General features: G+C 72.4%; 13 protein-coding genes. 7 read left to right on the top strand and 6 right to left on the bottom strand.

The genetic code is table 11. From position 1 onward, the window contains the following. The first annotated feature begins 149 nt into the window (after positions 1 to 149). The 3 genes from E1267_RS35710 (at position 150) to E1267_RS35700 (ending at position 2,405) form a co-directional block, all read left to right on the top strand. Complete coding sequence (locus tag E1267_RS35710) at positions 150 to 881, top strand: SDR family oxidoreductase (protein WP_132339378.1); 732 nt, start codon at positions 150 to 152, stop codon at positions 879 to 881. 41 nt (positions 882 to 922) lie between these two features. After that, complete coding sequence (locus tag E1267_RS35705) at positions 923 to 1,501, top strand: P-loop nucleotide/nucleoside kinase family protein (RefSeq protein WP_132339376.1); 579 nt, start codon at positions 923 to 925, stop codon at positions 1,499 to 1,501. Positions 1,502 to 1,658: 157 nt separating this feature from the next. After that, positions 1,659 to 2,405, top strand: coding sequence for an intradiol ring-cleavage dioxygenase (locus E1267_RS35700; RefSeq protein WP_132339374.1), 747 nt, complete (start codon positions 1,659 to 1,661; stop codon positions 2,403 to 2,405). Here the strand turns inward: E1267_RS35700 and E1267_RS35695 are convergent. From E1267_RS35695 to E1267_RS35680, 5 genes are all read right to left on the bottom strand, one after another. After that, positions 2,402 to 4,390, bottom strand: coding sequence for an elongation factor G (locus E1267_RS35695; RefSeq protein WP_132339372.1), 1,989 nt, complete (start codon positions 4,388 to 4,390; stop codon positions 2,402 to 2,404). The genes E1267_RS35700 and E1267_RS35695 overlap by 4 nt on opposite strands. Before the next feature lie 385 nt (positions 4,391 to 4,775). Next, positions 4,776 to 4,916: a hypothetical protein gene (locus E1267_RS44915; RefSeq protein WP_165959984.1), complete on the bottom strand. Its 141-nt coding sequence runs from the start codon at positions 4,914 to 4,916 to the stop codon at positions 4,776 to 4,778. Positions 4,917 to 4,930: 14 nt separating this feature from the next. Then, positions 4,931 to 7,462 carry a PEP/pyruvate-binding domain-containing protein gene (locus tag E1267_RS35690; protein WP_132339370.1) on the bottom strand — a complete coding sequence of 844 codons (2,532 nt, stop codon included), beginning with the start codon at positions 7,460 to 7,462 and terminating at the stop codon, positions 4,931 to 4,933. After that, positions 7,459 to 8,193, bottom strand: coding sequence for a TetR/AcrR family transcriptional regulator (locus E1267_RS45425; RefSeq protein WP_181957889.1), 735 nt, complete (start codon positions 8,191 to 8,193; stop codon positions 7,459 to 7,461). Before E1267_RS45425 ends, E1267_RS35690 begins: the two co-directional genes overlap by 4 nt. Positions 8,194 to 8,264: 71 nt before the next feature. Then, on the bottom strand, positions 8,265 to 13,202 hold the full coding sequence (locus E1267_RS35680) for a tetratricopeptide repeat protein (protein WP_165959983.1): 4,938 nt from the start codon (positions 13,200 to 13,202) through the stop codon (positions 8,265 to 8,267). Positions 13,203 to 13,321: 119 nt separating this feature from the next. On the opposite strand from E1267_RS35680, the gene E1267_RS35675 reads away from it, so the two are divergent. From E1267_RS35675 to E1267_RS35665, 3 genes are all read left to right on the top strand, one after another. Next, positions 13,322 to 13,867: a hypothetical protein gene (locus E1267_RS35675; RefSeq protein WP_201761261.1), complete on the top strand. Its 546-nt coding sequence runs from the start codon at positions 13,322 to 13,324 to the stop codon at positions 13,865 to 13,867. Positions 13,868 to 13,919: 52 nt separating this feature from the next. Further along, entirely contained in the window at positions 13,920 to 14,303 is a 384-nt protein-coding gene (locus E1267_RS35670; RefSeq protein WP_132339366.1) for a hypothetical protein, read from the top strand. Between the two features lie 79 nt (positions 14,304 to 14,382). Then, on the top strand, positions 14,383 to 15,054 hold the full coding sequence (locus E1267_RS35665) for a DUF6766 family protein (RefSeq protein WP_132339364.1): 672 nt from the start codon (positions 14,383 to 14,385) through the stop codon (positions 15,052 to 15,054). On the opposite strand, the gene E1267_RS35660 is transcribed toward E1267_RS35665, so the two are convergent. Next, on the bottom strand, positions 14,979 to 15,827 hold the full coding sequence (locus E1267_RS35660) for a 1-aminocyclopropane-1-carboxylate deaminase/D-cysteine desulfhydrase (RefSeq protein ID WP_132339362.1): 849 nt from the start codon (positions 15,825 to 15,827) through the stop codon (positions 14,979 to 14,981). The two genes, E1267_RS35665 and E1267_RS35660, sit on opposite strands and share 76 nt — an antisense overlap. 43 nt (positions 15,828 to 15,870) lie before the next feature. Between E1267_RS35660 and galK the strand changes: the two genes are divergently transcribed. Continuing rightward, positions 15,871 to 16,831: galactokinase (gene galK / locus E1267_RS35655; RefSeq protein WP_132339360.1), on the top strand; the 961-nt coding region annotated here is incomplete at its 3' end.

Below are 16,831 nucleotides of genomic sequence, written 5' to 3'. Positions count from 1 at the left end.
GGGCAGGGCAGGGCAGGGCTGGGCAGGGCGGCGTACGACGTCGCGTCGGCCCGGCTGGACACCCTCAGGACCGGGTTCGACGCCTGGCGTGACCTGACGCTCAGTGCCGACTTTCCGAAATGAGCGGAAACGAAGGGAAACAGTGCGACATGACCACCAACGAGAAGATCGTTCTGATCACCGGCGCCAGCAGCGGCATCGGCCAGGCCACGGCGCTGCGTCTGGCCGCTGACGGGCACCACGTCGTCATCGGCGCCCGCCGCACGGACCGCCTCGACGACCTCGCCGCCCGCATCAAGGAGGGCGGGGGCACGGCCGACGTGCACCGCCTCGACGTGACCGACCGCCGGGACGTCGCCGCGTTCGCCGACACCGCCGCGAAACAGCACGGCCGGATCGACGTGATCGTGAACAACGCGGGCGTGATGCCGCTGTCCCGGCTCGACTCCCTGCTGGTCGAGCAGTGGGACCGGATGATCGACGTGAACGTGCGCGGTCTGCTGTACGGCATCGCCGCCGCGCTCCCGCACTTCCAGCGGCAGGGCAGCGGCCACTTCGTCACCGTCGCCTCCGTCGGCGCGCACGAGGTCGTGCCGACGGGCGCGGTCTACTGCGCCACGAAGTACGCGGCGTGGGCCATCACCGAGGGCCTGCGCCAGGAGCTCGACCCCAGCGTCCGCGTCACCACCGTCTCGCCGGGCGTCGTGGAGTCGGAGCTGGCGGACACCATCACCGAGCCCGGCGCCCAGGAGGCCATGCGCACCTACCGGGCCAACACGATCCCGCCCTCGGCGATCGCCGACGCCATCGCGTACGCGGTCGGCCAGCCGCCGGAGGTGGACGTGAACGAGCTCGTCATCCGACCGGCACGGCAACGCTGACCCCTGCCCGGCGGCGGCGCCGTGTGGCAGGCTGATGCATCGTGTCCGCATTCGATGAGATCTTGTTATCGCACAAGCCCGCCGCCCGCCACCTGATCCTCGTCTCGGGGCGGGAAGGCGCGGGCAAGAGCACGATCATTCGTGCGCTGCTGCCGCTCACGCCGCACGGGGCGCGGGTCGACGGCGAGGACCTGGGCCAGGTCAACCCGTGCCGCTACGACGAGGCGTTCTGGCACCTGCTCCGGTCGAACGTCGCCGTCCTCGTTCGCAACTACTGGGCCGGCGGCTACCCGAACGTCATCGCGGGCAGCTTCTTCCTGACCCGCGACGACTATCTGCGCTTCCGCGACCTCGTCCCCGAGGTGGACGAGGTCTACATGGTCGAGCTGCTGGTGGAGCACGACGAGCGGCAACGCCGCAGGCTCACCCGCGCCAAGCAGACCACGCAGGAGTGGCGTGACGGGGTGGACCTGGCCGACACCCGCGACACGACCATCGCCGACGACCAGGACGGCTACCGTTACCTGGGGGTCGACAGCACGGGAATGACGCCAGAGGAGACGGTGGCGGCGATCAGGCGCGGCATCCCCGAGATCTACGGCCCGCCACCGGCCCCTTGATCCCCTCACGCGCCGGCGGGGTGATCGCCGCCTGTGGCAGGAAGTCGAGCCGGCAGCTCGCACACGAAAACGCCTGGTCACCGCCGCGCCTTCGGGGTATTTCCGTCGTTCCGTGAGAAGTTCGTACGGAGGGACGGAACGCCCAGAAGGAACTCCAGTGCGACACGATCATGATGGCCGGCGCGTCAGCCGGCGGCGGCTGATCGCCGGTGTCAGCTCGCTCGGGCTCGGCGGCCTGTTGTCGGCCTCCGGCGCCAGGGCGGGCACGGTGACCACGGATCTCTCCTCGCTGCTCGCCGGCGCCGGCACGTGCACGCTGACGCCCAGCGCGACGCAGGGACCCTTCTACTTCGACGCGGGCAAGATCCGCAGTGACATCCGCGAGGGCAAGCCTGGCGTGCGGCTGCGGCTGGGCATCCGGGTCCAGGACAGCGGCACGTGCCGGCCGCTGCGCGACGCCGTGGTGGAGATCTGGCACTGCGACGCGGCCGGGTTGTACTCGGGAGCCGAGAAGGAGTCGCAAGGCGGCAGCCTCGGTAAGCCGCTCATGACCGATATGACTCCTTCGGACGACAAGCGTTACCTTCGGGGTGCGCAGGTCACGAACCCCGACGGCACCGTGCAGTTCACCACCATCTGGCCGGGCTGGTACCCGGGCCGCACCGTGCACATCCACGCCATGGTCCACGTCAGCGACAGACGCGTCCTGTGCACCCAGCTGATGTTCGACGAGTCGGTCAACACCGCGGTCCTGGCCAGGCCGCCGTACTCCGCGCACCCGGGGCGCGACACGTCCAACGACAAGGACGAGGACTTCCGCGACGGCATGCTCATGACGGTCATGGAGGACGGCGACGGCTACCTCGGCGCGATCGTGTTGTCCGCCGACCCCGACCGCCGCTAGACCCGCCGGACGACGCGCAGGAGGTACTCCTTCCTGTTGAGCGGGTTGTGGTCGGTACGCGGCCGGTCGGGGGCGGGACCGCGTACGGGCCGGTGGCCCAGGAAGTCGCACTCCAGCACGCCCTCGCCCCGCGTCAGCCCCGGCAGCTGCTGCTCCAGCGCGTGCACCCCCGCAGAGGGGATGTCACCCGCCAGCAGGCCGGGGAACTGGGCGCGCGGCATCCCGCCCAGCCGGGCCAGCACGGGCAGCACCTGACCGGCGGTGTCCGGGGGCAGGTCGATGCGGAAGCCGTGTATCGGCTCCTCCACCGTGGTGCCGGCCTGCGCCAGCGCGCTCATCAGGACCAGCGGCGTCAGGTTGCGGAAGTCGCCGGCGGTGCTCGACATGCTCTTGTCGAACCCGCCTCCCATGTGGCTCTGCCTGGCGTAGTAGCCGGTGTGGGTCAGGGTCACCACGCAGTCGACGACCTGCCAGCCGTGCAGGCCCTCCCGGAGCGTCTCGTGCACGGTCTCCTCGATCGTCCTCATGAACGCGTACGGCAGGGAACCCAGCTCCACCTCCCGCCGGAACTCCACCCCGCTGTCGCGCGGGCCCCGCTCGACACGCAGCCCGACGGTGGCGAGGAACGGGTTGGGGTCCTTGCCGATCAGCTCCACCGCGGTTCCGGTGCCGACCGGCCGCTCGACGCAGATGGTGGTCGTCTCGCGGAAGGTGACGTCGATGCCGTAGTCGTCGAGCAGCGTGGCCTGGATGACCTCTTTCTGCACCTCGCCATAGAGGGAGACCGACACCTCCTGGCGTACGTCGTCCTGGCGCAGGGCGATCAGCGGGTCCTGCTCGGCGAGCTGGGCGAGGGCCAGGTGCAGCGCGCCCCTGTCGCCGGGCCTGAGCGGCGACACGACCGTCTCCAGCGTCGGCGGCGCGAAGTGGCCCTGCACCTCGGTCTTGCGCGGCAGGCCGATCGTGTCGCCGATCCGGACGTCGGCCAGCCCCCACAGCCGGGCGATGCGGCCCGCGCCCACCTCGGGGCGCGGCTCCGCCGTGCCGCCGTCGAAGACGCCGATCGCGGTGACCTTCCCCTCGCGGGCCTGCCCGTGCTCTCCTTCGCGGGCGAAGCTCAGCCGGTCGCGGGTGCGGATCGTGCCGGAGAACATGCGCACGTAAGCGATCTTCTCTCCCGCGGGGCCGCGCTCGACCTTGAAGACCGTGCCGGACAGCGGGCCCTCGGGGTCGCCGCCGGCGGCCGGGAGCAGCTCCTCGATGCCGGCGATCAGCGCGTCGACGCCCGCGCCGGTGATCGCCGAGCCCGAGAACACCGGGTGCGCCCGCGCCTGCCCCGTCTGGGCGGCGAGCTCGGCACGGAGCCTGGCGTACGAGACGGAGCCCTCGTCGTGCACGTACGCGGCCAGCAGCGCCTCGTTGTGCTCCACGAGCACGTCGAGCAGGCGGCCCGCGAAGCCGGGCTCGTCGCCGAACGGCGTGAAGGACGCTTCGGCCGTGCCGTGACCGGGAGCCGACCCCATGGAGACGACGGCCGGGGAGAGCTTCTCGGCGAGATCGCCGAGAACGCGGCCAGGGTCGGCGCCCCGGCGGTCGATCTTGTTGATGAAGATCAGCGTGGGGATGCCCAGCCGGCGCAGCGTGCGCATGAGCACGCGGGTCTGCGGCTGCACGCCCTCGACGGCCGAGACGACCAGGACCGCGCCGTCGAGCACGCTCAGCACGCGCTCCACCTCGGCGATGAAGTCGGGGTGGCCGGGCGTGTCGATGAGGTTGACCGTGGTGCCGCCGACGGCGAACGACACGACCGCGGACTTGATCGTGATGCCGCGCTGCCGTTCCAGGGCCAGGGAGTCGGTCTGGGTGTTGCCCTGATCGACGCGGCCGGGCTCGTCGATGACACCGGCGGCGTGCAGCAGCCGCTCGGTCAGGCTGGTCTTACCGGCGTCTACATGCGCGAGGATTCCGAGATTGAGCGTACGCACCGAACGTCATGTCCTTCATCGAGAGAGAACTTCCTTCCTGGGGGGACATGACCGGTGCTCGCATGGTGGTGCTCCTCTGTTCGTTCGGGTGGGGTCAGCACACCAGAACCGCGAGCGGCGCGGCAATCGATTTTTCCCAGGAGCGCATGGCGCCGGGCATCGCCGAGGTCCAGGAGTTCGGGCGGCGGTTCATCGCGTGGACGGCCCCGTCGCACCGGTGGCGGATCGCCGCGAGCGACGTGATGCTCCGGCTGACCGCCCTGCCGGGAGCCGACCGCCTGTTCGTCAACTCGCTCAGCCCGGGCGGCCACCACCTCGTCAACGGCCGCGCGCACGTCCTCGATGCATGCGCGAGGACTGACCACCACACCGGCGGCCCCTCACGTCACGCCGCGGAGTCGGCCTCGTCCTCCTCCGTTTCTCCTTGCCGCCGTGCGGCCCGGTCGAGCTCCTGCTTGGCGATCCTGAAGCGGGCGCAGCGCGCTTCCAGCTCGCGTTCGTCGTCTGGGTTCGGTTGGTCGATCATGTCGAACGACGTGATCACACCTCGCCCGCGGTCGCGACCGCCTTGGCGGAGACTTGTGACTCCAGCGACTCGACCGTGCCCCGCTCGCCGTCGACCCTGATGCGGTCGCCGTCGCGCAGCCGCATGGTGGCGTTGCCGGTGCCGACCACGGCCGGGATGCCCAGCTCACGGGCGACGATCGAGGCGTGCGACAGCGGCGCCCCCAGGTCGGTCACCACGGCCGCGGCCCGCGGGAACATCGGCGTCCACCCCACGTTCGTCAGCGTCGTGACCAGGATCTCGCCCGGCTTGAGCCGCTCGCCCTCCTCGGGACCCGAGAGCACGCGGGCGACCCCCTCGACCACGCCGGGAGCGCCGGGGAAGCCGGTCACGGTGTCGCTCACGGAGACGGAGGCTCCGCGCGCGTCGTGCAGGTCGGCCCGGCGGCCGGGGTCGGCGGCCCAGCGCACCGGGTCGAAGCGGCCGACGATCAGCGCCGGGTAGGGCGGCAGCGCGGCGTACCGCTCGTAGGTGGCCCGCCGCACCGGCACCCGCTCCAGCGCCGACGGGTCGCCGCGCAGCAGGGCGAGCAGCTCCTCCAGGGACAGGAAGAACACGTCGTCGCCCCTGCCGGTAAGCTCCCCCGCGCGTACGGCGAACGCCCGCAGCACCCAGAAGGCCCTGATGTTCTCCGAGCGTGCCGTCTCGCGGTCGCGTACCACGGCGGCCCACCGCTGGACCCGGGCGCGCATCCTGGCCTCCTTCCCGGGATGGCGTTCGGCGAAGCGCTTCCACGCCGCCTCCCTGGCCTCGGCCTGCCGGGCGAGCAGCGTTTCCGTGCCGTCCCGCAGGTCGTTCACTCCCGCGAGCTGGGCGTCGATCCAGGCGGGGTCCTCGCCGGGGCGCGGCTTCGACACCTCGAACTCGTGGGCGCCGCGGTGCCCGTAGGTTCGGGCGAACTCGTCTCTGGTGATCTCTCCCCTGGCCAGCCTGGACAGGCCCGTCACCGGCCCCAGGCTGGCCAGCTCGCCGCCTGTGCTGACGCCGGTCAGCATGGCCTCGGCGTCGACCTCGCCCATCAGCTTGCGCAGGCGGTCGCGGGTGTAGACCAGGGTCGTGCCGCCCTGACGGCCGGCCGCCTCCAGCATGCCGCAGGCTGTGACCGTGTGCGGCCGGACCTCCGTGTCCCACAGCGTGGCCAGCTCGGCGGCCGAGCCGGTGGCGGCGATCCTCTCCCGCAGTTCCTCGCAGCGCTGCCGGGAGGTGGCCAGGAAGGCGGGCATGCCCTTGAGGTTCGTACGCACGCGGCGGCGGATGCGCACGGCCATGGGCAGCACGCGCTTGAGCATCCTCCACCGGGAGACGTTCAGCAGCGGCACGTCGAGGCCGGGCGGCACCTTGCCGAGGACCTGCTCGGTCGCGCCGAGCCGGCCCCTCATGCCCAGGGCCGTGGCGATCGAGTGCACGACGCTCAGGTTCATGTAGAAGCGGCCGCCGATGTTGCCCACCAGGTCGAAGCCGGGCAGGGTCGAGGCGGACATCGCCTCGGCGATGAACAGCCGCACGAACGACCACGTCAGCGGCGTCATCACGTCGGGGATGGCTTCTCCCAGGTTGCCGCCGGTCCACAGGTGGTCGCCCTTGAGGCTGTCGTTCCACTCCTCGACCTCGGGGGCGAGGCCGGTGATCGGGCGGGCCTGCACGACGGCGAACGCGCCGTCCCGCATGACCCATTCGACGTCCATCGGCGTGCCGTGGAGCTCTTGGATCCGCGCCCCGATCCCGGCCAGCTCCACGGCCTGCGCGGCGTCGAGCACGGCCTTCCCGCGCAGGTCGGCGGGCACGGGCCGGTCCTGCGTGCCCGTGGCGGTGCGGACGGTCATGACCGTCTTGTCGCCGGTGCGCGACCGGACGACCGCGCCGCCGGACACCACCACCGTGTCGGGGGTGACCTGCCCGCCGACGACCGCCTCGCCCAGCCCCCACGAGGCGTTGATCACGGTCTCGTCGCGGGCGCCCGTGACCGGGTCGGCGGTGAACATGACGCCGGCCGCCTCCGCGTCGACCAGTTCCTGCACCACCACGGCCAGCGCCACCTCGTCGTGGGGGACGCCGTTCCGGTCGCGGTAGGCGATGGCCCTGGGGTTCCACAGCGAGGCCCAGCAGCGCCTGACCGCGTCGAGCAGGGCGTCGCCCCTGATGTTGAGGTAGGTGTCCTGCTGCCCGGCGAACGACATGCCGGGCAGGTCCTCGGCCGTGGCGGAGGACCTGACGGCGACGGGCACGTCGCCGCCGAGCGCCGCGTACGCACGGAGGATCTCCTCGGCGATCCCCGCGGGAATGTCGCGCTCGGCGAACATCCGCGCGATCCCGTCGGGGTCGGCGGAGGACGCTCCGAGGATCTCGTCACGGAACCCGGCCACGAAAGCGCGATAGGCGTCGGTGGTGACGTGGAACCCGCCGGGGACGGGCAGCCCGGCCCTGGCCAGCCTCGCCAGCGAGGCGCCCTTGCCGCCCGCGGTCGCGAGGTCGGCGGCGGCGTCGTCGAGGGGGATCACGGCCTTCATCGTGTGCCTCCCGCGGCGCCGGAGTCGCCGTTCATCGAGGCCGTGAGCTTCGCCTCGGCGACCTCTGTGACGGCGTCGAGAAAGTCGAGCGTGGCCCGCGCCACGGCGTCGGCGTCGTCGCCGGGCGGCGGCCCGCCGGTGCTCATGGCGCGCTCGATGGTGTCGGCCACGAGGTCCGCGACCCGGTCGTCGGAGGGGCGGGTGATGCCCTGCATGCCGTCGGGCAGGAACAGGAACCCGTAAAGGATGGAGCCGGCCACTATGGCGTGGTCGCCCAACTCCTCGCGCACGGCACCGCGCTTGATCAGCTCGGTCATGTAGGAGCCCAGGGCCGGCAGCGGCTCCGGCGAGCCGGCGCCTCTCCGCTTGTGGCGGGTCAGCTTGCCGAGCACCTCGGAGTCTTCGCCCAGCAGCGCGTGGAGCAGGGGCCGGCGCAGCAGCTCGCGGGCGAACGCGCCGTAGAGCGCGCTCAGCGTGGCGGGCTCGCTGCGGCGCACGTCGCCCAGCATGAGGACCCGCTCGCGGCGCAGCAGCGCCGTGAACAGCGCGTCGCGGGTCTTCCAGTGCAGGTAGATGGTGCCCTTGGCGACGCCGGCGCGTTTGGCGACGTCGTCGATCGTGGTCTTGTCGTAGCCCCACCGCAGGACCAGCTCGGCGGCGGCGTCGAGGATCCGGTGCGCCCGCTCCTGAAGCCGCGCCGGATCCTGCGGTGGTCGTCCTGGCCTGACCATTCATCTCACCCCATTTGTTTGACTAGATGAGATTAAGCTGTCATTTAATTATGCGCAAGTGCGGGCGCCGGTCAGCCGATCTTCGCGAGCAGCGTCTCCGCCTCCGCGGCGAACGACGCGTCGCCGGTGTCCACCGCCCTGCGCAACATGCGCCTGGCCTGCTCCAGGTCGCCACGCTCGTACCGGATCTCGCCCAGCCGGAAGGCGGCCTCGGCGACCAGGTCGGACTGCTCGGTCAGGCCCAGCGTCTGCTCGTAGTACCGCAGCGCGCCGTCGCGGTCCCCCAGCCAGTGGCAGAGCTCGCCGAGGTGCGCGGCGGCCAGTCCCGACTCCGGGTCTCCCGCGTCGATGACCCGCTGATACCAGGTGAGCGCCTCACCGAAGTCCCGTTCGCGCTTGGCCAGCGAGCCGAGGTACATGGCCGCCAGCGCCCCGTTGTGCCCGTCCCCCTCGCCGGCGGCCCGGAGGTACCACTCGCGCGCCCGCTCCCCGTCCTCCTCGTGGTACGTCTGCCCGATCGCGATCATCGCGCGTACGGCCCGGTCCGCGTCACCGGCGTCGAGCACCCGCCGGTAGACCTCCCGGCCCTCTTCGACCTCGCCCGCCTCGACCAGCGCCTGGGCGAACGCGGTGAGCACGGTCGGATCGCCGTCCTCCGCCGCCTCCCGCAGCGTGCGCAGCGACTGCTCGGTGTCGCCCTGGTCGCTCTGGAGCATCCCGAGCAGGCTGGCGAACACGCCCCTCGCGGGACTGTCGGCGTCGCCCGCCTGGCGCTCGGTCAGGTCGTAGAAGGCCTCCGAGTCGCCCTCCGCGTCGAGCAGTTCGAGCAGCCTGCCACCGGCCACGAAACGCACGTCGGGGTCGTCGTCCTCGTGCAACCGCTCGTAGATCGCGCGGGCCTCGCCCGTACGCCCGAGCTCGGTCAGCCGCCCGGCCACCCGCAGGTCCGCGGCGGGCCCGGCCCACCTCAGCTCGTAGTAGTCGCGTACGGCCTCCGGGTCCTCGCACAGGTCGCCCAGCGTGCCGGCCGCCTCGGCCGCGCTCTCGCCCATGAGCGCGAGCACCTGCATGGCCACCGCGTGGTCGCCGCGCCGGCAGGCCAGGTGGGCGAGGACCTCGATGTTCTTCAGCGCGGTGCTCGCCAGGTCCGTGCCGGTGCCGGTGGCCACCTCGAACGCCCTGGCCGCAGCGAGATCGTCGCCCTCCTCGTGCAGCCAGATGCCGAGCTGCACGCCGGCCCTGCCCATCGCGCCCGGGTCGCCCGACTCCATGGCCAGCCGGACCTCGCGGGCCGCCCTTTCCGTGTCGCCCAGCTCGCGCAGGGCCTTGCCCAGGTCCACCCGCATGCTGGGCGTGGTGCCCGGGAAGCCGACGTCGATGCCCTGGCCGTACGCGCGCGCCGCGGCCTCCATGTCGCCCCTGGCCTTATGGGCGTCGCCCCGCATCCAGTAGGCCATGGCGACGGTCTCGGGGTCGCCGGTGGCCAAGGCCGACTCGGCCTCCCGTTCCAGCGCGTCGTGGTCCTCCTCCTGGAGCAGGTGGACGAGCAGGTGGCGGCGGCATTCGAGGTCGCCGGCCGCGACCCCCTCGGCCAGCGCGGCGCGCGCACCGGCGGTGTCGCCGCGCTCGCGCAGCAGGTCGGCGAGGGCCAGGGCGGTGGCGGGCAGCGCCGCCCTGGCCGCCTCGACGGCACCGTCGAGGTCGCCGCGGCGCCGGCGTACGACCGCGATGTTGCGCCAGGCCGTCTCGGCCGTCTCCGCCCGCTCGGTGGCCGGCAGGAAGGCGAGCTCGGCCCGGCAGTGGTGACCCTTGGCGGTGAGGGCCGCGCCGAGATCGATCCGGGCCTGCGCCGCGAGCGCGGGCCCGCCCAGCTCGGCGACCAGCTCGAAGAACGGGCTCGCCACGGCGTCGTCCATGTCCTGGGCCCAGGACAGGACCTCGCGCAGGGCCTCTTCCAGGTCGGCGGGGGCCGCGCCGGTCAGCAGGTCGCGGACCCGCGGCAGGTCCTCGTCCTCGAGTGCGAGCAGCACCCCGGCCATCACCTCGGAACCGGTCAGCTCGGTCAGCGCCGCCAGCGCGCCCGGCCGGTCGCCCTCCGCCGCCAGCACCCAGGGCAGTTCCTCGGGGGCGGCCCGGCCGAGCAGGTGGCGGGAGACGGCGGCGGCGTACGTGTCGTCCTCCTGTGCGGCGGCCCGCTCCAGGGCGAAATGCGCGGACTCGGTGTCGCCCGCGGCCATGAGACAGCGGCCGGCCTCCAGCATGGTCCGCGGTTCGGAGTCCGGGTCGATGGCCGCCGCCCGCTCGAACGCCGCCCGCGCGGGCTCCAGGTCGCCGGTCCTGGCCAGCAGGGTGCCGCGCAGCCGTTCCGACTCCCCGGTCGGCTCGGGGGAAGCGGCCGTGACGGCCGCCAGCGCGCCTTCGGCGTCGCCGCGGTCGAGCAGGAACCGGGCGAGGTGCAACGACGCGTTCTCGCCCAGCGCCGCGGCCAGCCGTTCGCCGGCCTCGTCCACGCGGCCGCAGGCCACCAGCGCCTCGCCGAGCCCCAGGGCCGCCTGGGTCCGGAGCTGCTCGTCGGCGGAGTCCGGCACGCCGGCGAACGCCTCGGCGGCCTCGGCGTGCTGCCCCAGCTCCATCAGCACCCGTCCCGCGGCGCGCAGCGCCACCGCGGTCAGGTGGTCCTCCTCGCCGCCCGCCGCCTGCCGCCAGGCGTCGACGCCGCCGTGCTTGTCGCCGGAGTCGTTGCGCAGGGCGCCGAGATAGCAGGCGGCCTGCCGGCGCAGGTCCTGCCGCCCGGCCGCGACCACCAGCGACAACGCGCGGTCTGCGGCCCCGGTCCGGCCGGCGCGCTGCCAGACGTGTGCGCACTCCACCGCCAGCGAGCCGGCCACCGCGTGCGCGTCCCCCTCGGGGAACGCCGCCGCGGCGGCCTCGAAGTCCTCGCCAAGCAGCGCGTGCCCGAACGTGCTCACCTCGTCGGAGCCCAGGGCGAAGGCCGCGCGGGCGGCGTCGAGGTCGTCCAGCCTGACCCTGGCGTACCCGAGCGGCAGCGCGCTGCGCTCCCCCTGCCCCTCGGCGATCAGCCGCTCGTGCAGGCGGCAGGAGGCGAGCAGGTCGCCCTGTGCCTCGTACAGGGTGGCCAGGTCGGCGGCGGCCTCCGCGCGCAGGCCCCGGTGCCCGGCCCCCGTCGCCCGCTCGTACGCGGCCCGCGCCAGCAGCGGGTCCTCCTCCGCGACGAGCCCGCCCAGCGCGTACGCCACCCAGGCCGCCAGCGCGGGATGGCCGTCCTCCCAGGCTCGGCGCAGCAGCGCGGTCGTCTCGTCGGTGTCCGGCAGCACGTCCTTGCGGATCAGCGCGGTGTACGACAACGCCAGCGGATCGCCGGACCCGGCCGCCTGATCGAACAGTTCGGCCGTGTCGGACAAGTCGATGCCGATGGACACCAGCACCTGCGCGAACACGGCGGTCCCGATCGCGGCCACGGCGGGGTCCGGGTGATCCAGGATCGCGCGGTAGCGGGCCAGCCCCTCCTCCCTGCCCAGCCGCTGGTGGCCGAGCATCGCCACGAGCACCGGGTGCAGCTCGTCGCCCGACTCGTGCAGCAGGTGCAGCAGGAACGTCGCGCTGAACCCCTGGAGCAGGTCGTCGCTCTCGGCCACGTACGTCAGCAGTTCGTCGGCCTGCTCCCGGTCGCCTTCGCCGAGCTCCAGCTCGGCGAGCGCCACCATGGCGCGCAGCGACTGCGCCGGCGCCAGCGCGTCGGCGGCCCTGCGCAGCAGCCGCCTGGCCTCGGCGAGGTCGCCGTCGCGCAGACGGGCCAGGCCCTCGTCGGTGTCCTGGAGCGCCTGCTCCTCGACGGGATCGGGCAGCGGCTGCCGCATGGCGTCGTGTTCGAGCAGCAGCCCGGCCTTGAACGCGGCGTCGGCGTCGGCGTGCCCGGCCGCGTACGCCGTCAGCTCCATGATCTCGTCGTGGGAGCCGGGATGCTGCTCCAGCAGGATGCCGAGCAGGGTGACGCCGACCGAGGCCCACTCGCTCTCGCCTGCCTCCAGCACCGCGCGCAGCGCGACCAGCGCCTCGGCAACCTCCCCCGCCTCGGTGTGCATCTGGGCCAGGCACGCCTGGGCCTCCACGGCGTGCTCGCGCTGCCCGCTGGCGATCACCCTGCGGAAGATCGCCTTGGTCTCCTCCACGTCGCCGAGCCGCGCGGTCACCTTGGCCAGCTCGATCAGCGACGGCAGCCGCAGATCGGGCCGCGGGTCCTCGGCGGCCACGCGGTAGGCGGCCGCGGACTCGGCGTACTCGCCGAGGTCCACCAGGACGGCGCCGAGCAGCTTGTGGGCCATGGCCAGGTGATCGGGGTGCCCGACGGCGATGGCGTGCTCGCACACCTCACGGGCGGCGTCGAAGTTCTCGTCCTCGGCGTACACCTGGTAGAGCCGGAACGCCGACAGCGACACCACCTCGGGGTCGCCACAGGTCAACAGCGTCTTGTAGTCGTCCTCGTTCTCGGCCGCCTCGTACAGGTCGCGGGCGGAGGCGGGGTCCTGGCGGAACTCCGGCAGTTCGAGCCGCGCGGCCAGCTCGGCCACGGCGGGACTGTCGCACTTGCGGGCGCGTTCGAGCGCCTCCTGGGCGCCCTGCGCGTCGCCGAGGTGGGTGCACACCAGCACCATGGCCGTCTCGGCGAGCGCGGCCACCTCGAAGTCGGCGCCGTCTGAGGCGATCGTCAGCACCCGGTGGGCCGCCGGCCACTCCTTGGCGTCGACCAGCATCATGCCCATGGCCATGGCCGAGCGCTGCCCGAACACGGGGTCACCCGACTGGATCACCGAGCGGTGGGCCGCCTCGGCGCCGTCCAGGTCTCCCTGCTCCTGCAACACCCCCGCCAGCAGGTGGGACGCCTCCGGGTCGCCCGTGGCCGCGATCTGCCTGAACAGCGCGGCGGCCTCGTCGAGATCTCCCGCTCTCCAGTGGTTCATGGCCGCGTCGAGCTGTTCTGACGCCATCATCTCTCCAAGGTCATCCAATAATGTGAAAAAGCTACACATGCACCACCCATGGTCACAGCCATTCCGGGATCTCGCAGTCCGTGCACCGAGAAGTGGGTCAGCGCCGTAGCGTGGTGCCCATGGGCAAGGCGTTCTGGATCGACCAGGAGTTCGACAGGGACCGTGACGGGCGCTATGCCGTACACGTGCGCAAGAACCTCGAGGAGTTCGAGTGGGGTGACATCGCGCCCGTCAGGTTCGCCTGCGCGGCCTGGCGGCTGGCCACGCCGCCGTCGCTGACCCCCGGCTACGTACGCTGGGACCGCCGCGTCCTCGAGGCGACCTGCCACCGCAACACCTGGGACGGCACCCTCTACGCCCGCGTCAAGGTCGTCTCGCCGCTGCCGGAGGAGCTGACCCGGTCGCGGGCCTGGTGGCGCGACCGCGGATGGCTGGGCTGGCAGGAGACCTTCGGCCAGTACGTCGAGCCGGCCCAGCAGGACCTCGCCAGGATCCCGTTCCTGCGGGCCACGCTGCTCGTCGAGGCGCCGGTGCCGCTCGACGACCTGCCGCCGGAGCCCGAGGGCCCCCACGACGAGGTCGAGCAGCGCGCCCACCGCGCGGTGGCGGTGCTGGCCCGCGAGCTGAACGCCCTGGTGTCGCCGGTGCTCGACCAGCTGGGCTGACCAGGCGATCAACTCCAGCATGCCCGGCGCACGCCTGGGTAGCGGGAGGCGCATGAGAATGCCGTTCGCCGTGCCGATGCTGGCCGTGCTCACCGTCGCCGGCTGCGCGGTGGACACCACGTCGCCCGCGCGCGCCGCCGAGCGTTTCCACGCCGCGATCGCCGGGCGGCAGGAGGACAGCGCGTGCGCCATGCTCGCCCGCAGGACGGCCGAGAAGCTGCCGGGGCCGGGCCAGACGTGCGCCGACGCGCTGCGCGAGGTGAAGCTGGGGCCGGGCGGCCGGTCCACCGCGGTGAGCGTGTGGGGTGAGGAGGCCCAGGTGCGCCTGACCGGTGACACGCTCTTCCTGCACCGCTTCAGCGACGGCTGGCGGATCAGGGCGGCGGGCTGCCGGCCGGTGCGCGACCTTCCCTACGAGTGCGAGGTGGAGGACTGATGCGGGTGATGTTCACGCTGACGGCGCTCATCATCGTCGTGGGGCTCGCGTGGTTCTTCGCGATCGGATGGTCGCGGCTGTGAGACGGATCAAGGACAACGCCCTCTCCCTGACGTTCCTCATCCTGTTCGTGGCGTCGGTGTGCGGGCAGGCCGTGGCGGGGCTGCTCGACTACAACGACCAGCAGGCGGCCGCGGGCTCGGAGCCGGTGTCGCTGCTCGACTACGTGGCCTCGTCGTCCTTCGCGGTCGACGTGGCCGAGAACTGGCAGTCGGAGTACCTGCAGTTCTTCCTGTTCATCATGATGACCGTCTGGCTCGTGCAGCGCGGCTCGCCCGAGTCGAAGGAGCCGGGCGAGGAGGGCGCGGAGTCCGGCGAGCAGCAGCGGATCGGCCGGTACTCCGAGGACGACTCGCCCGCCTGGTCGCGGGCCAAGGGGCTGCGACTCTGGCTGTTCAGCAACTCTCTGGGGTTGGTGATGGGCGCCGTCTTCGTGCTGTCGTGGCTGGCCCAGTCGGTGGCGGGGCAGGCGGCGTACAACGCCCAGCGGCTCACCGACCTGCGTGATGCGGTCTCGTGGGGCGCGTACGTCACCTCGCCCGAGTTCTGGAACCGCAGTCTGCAGAACTGGCAGTCGGAGTTGCTCGCCGTGTTGTCGATGGTGGTGCTCTCGATCTATTTGAGACAACGCGGCTCGCCCGAGTCGAAGCCGGTCGGGGCGCCGCACGCGTCCACCGGGGTGGAGGGCTGACCCGTGACGACGGCGACGACGCGGGTGCCGGGGGCGAAGGCGCCCTGCCGGGCGAGGTCGAGGATGCCGTACAGCATTTTCGCCACGTAGACCCGTTCGACACGATATTTCGCGATGAATCGCTCAAGATCCGGCGTTGACTTGGCGTATCCGCCGAAGTGGTAGTCCAGGTTGATCTCCCAGTTCGACCACGTACGGCGGTACGCCTCCCGCTGCAACCTGGCCACCTCGTCCGCGAGGAACCCCGCGCCCTTCAGCACCGCGAACCCGATCGCCCGCCTCCCCTCGGGCAGCCCGGCCGAGATCCCGGCCAGCGTGCCCCCGGTGCCGACAGGGCAGCAGATGACGTCGTAGTGCCCGGCGATCTCCCCCGGGAGCTCGGCGCACCCGCGCACCGCCGCGGCGTTGCTCCCGCCCTCCGGAAGGATCACCACGTCGCCGCCCCACCGCTCCCGCAGTCCGGCCTGCACCTCGCCGGTGTGCTTGCGCCGGTAGGTCGCCCGGTCGAGGTAGGTGAGCGTCATGCCGCAGGCGGCCGCGTACGCCAGCACCGGGTTGAGCGGCCGGTGCTCCTCACCCCTGATGACGCCGATCGTCTCGATGCCGTGCCGCCGGCCGGCCTCGGCGACGGCCCTGATGTGGTTGGAGTAGGCGCCCCCGAACGTCAGCAGCCGACGATGGCCCAGGTTGTGCCTCAGCTTGCGCGGTTTGTTGTCGTCGTGCACCAGGAACACCCGGATCTGGCCGAGCTTCGAGTCCAGGAGTTCCTCCATGGCGCTAGTCTACGGTCGGGCCTATGTTGAGGAGTGTTCGGTTATGCGCGTTGTTGAAGCTTTTCGTGCCGCCTATGGCGCGTCCCCCGGAACCGTCTGGCACGCGCCCGGCCGGGTCAACCTGATCGGTGAGCACACCGACTACAACGACGGCTTCGTCCTCCCCTTCGCGGTGCCGTGGGGCGTCACCGCGGCGGTCACCCCGCGCTCCGACGGGACCATCCGCCTGCTGTCCCTCCAGGCCACCGGCGACCCGGTCACCATGGCGAGCCACGACGAGTCGACGGGCTGGACCCGCTACGTCGTGGGCGTGCTCGCCATGCTCGGCGACCGCGTCTCGGGCGCCGACATCGCGATCGACGGCGACGTCCCCCGGGGGGCGGGCCTCAGCTCCAGCGCCGCCCTGGAGGTGGCCGTCGCCTCCGCGCTCAACGACCTGCACGACCTCGGCATGACCCCCATGGAGATCGCCCTGCTCGGGCAGAAGGCCGAGAACGACTTCGTGGGCATGCCCTGCGGCATCATGGACCAGGCGGCCTCGGCGCTGTGCGAGGAGGGGCACGCGCTGTTCCTCGACTGCCGCTCGCTCGCCTCCAGGAACATCCCGCTCGACCTGGCCTCCCACGGCCTCGGCATGCTCATCATCGACACCCAGGCGCACCACGCGCACGCGGACGGCGAATACGCCAAGCGCCGCGCCGAGTGCGAGTCGGCGGCCCGCAAGCTCGGTGTCCCCGCGCTGCGCGACATCACCGACCTGTCGGCGGCGCTGGAGCGCCTCCAGGGCGACGAGCGCAAGCGCACCATGCACGTCGTCACGGAGAACCACCGCGTGGAAGCCCTCATCGGCCTGCTGCGCGCGGGCGCGGTCACGGAGATCGGCGCGCTGCTGAACGCCTCACACCTGTCGCTCAGGGACCAGTACGAGGTGTCGTCGCCGGAGCTCGACGTCGCCGTGGAGGCGGCGGTCAAGGGCGGGGCCAGGGGAGCGCGCATGACGGGCG

It is taken from the genome of Nonomuraea longispora (assembly GCF_004348345.1).
GTDB lineage: Bacteria > Actinomycetota > Actinomycetes > Streptosporangiales > Streptosporangiaceae > Nonomuraea > Nonomuraea longispora.
This window is presented reverse-complemented; position numbering and strand designations above follow the sequence as displayed.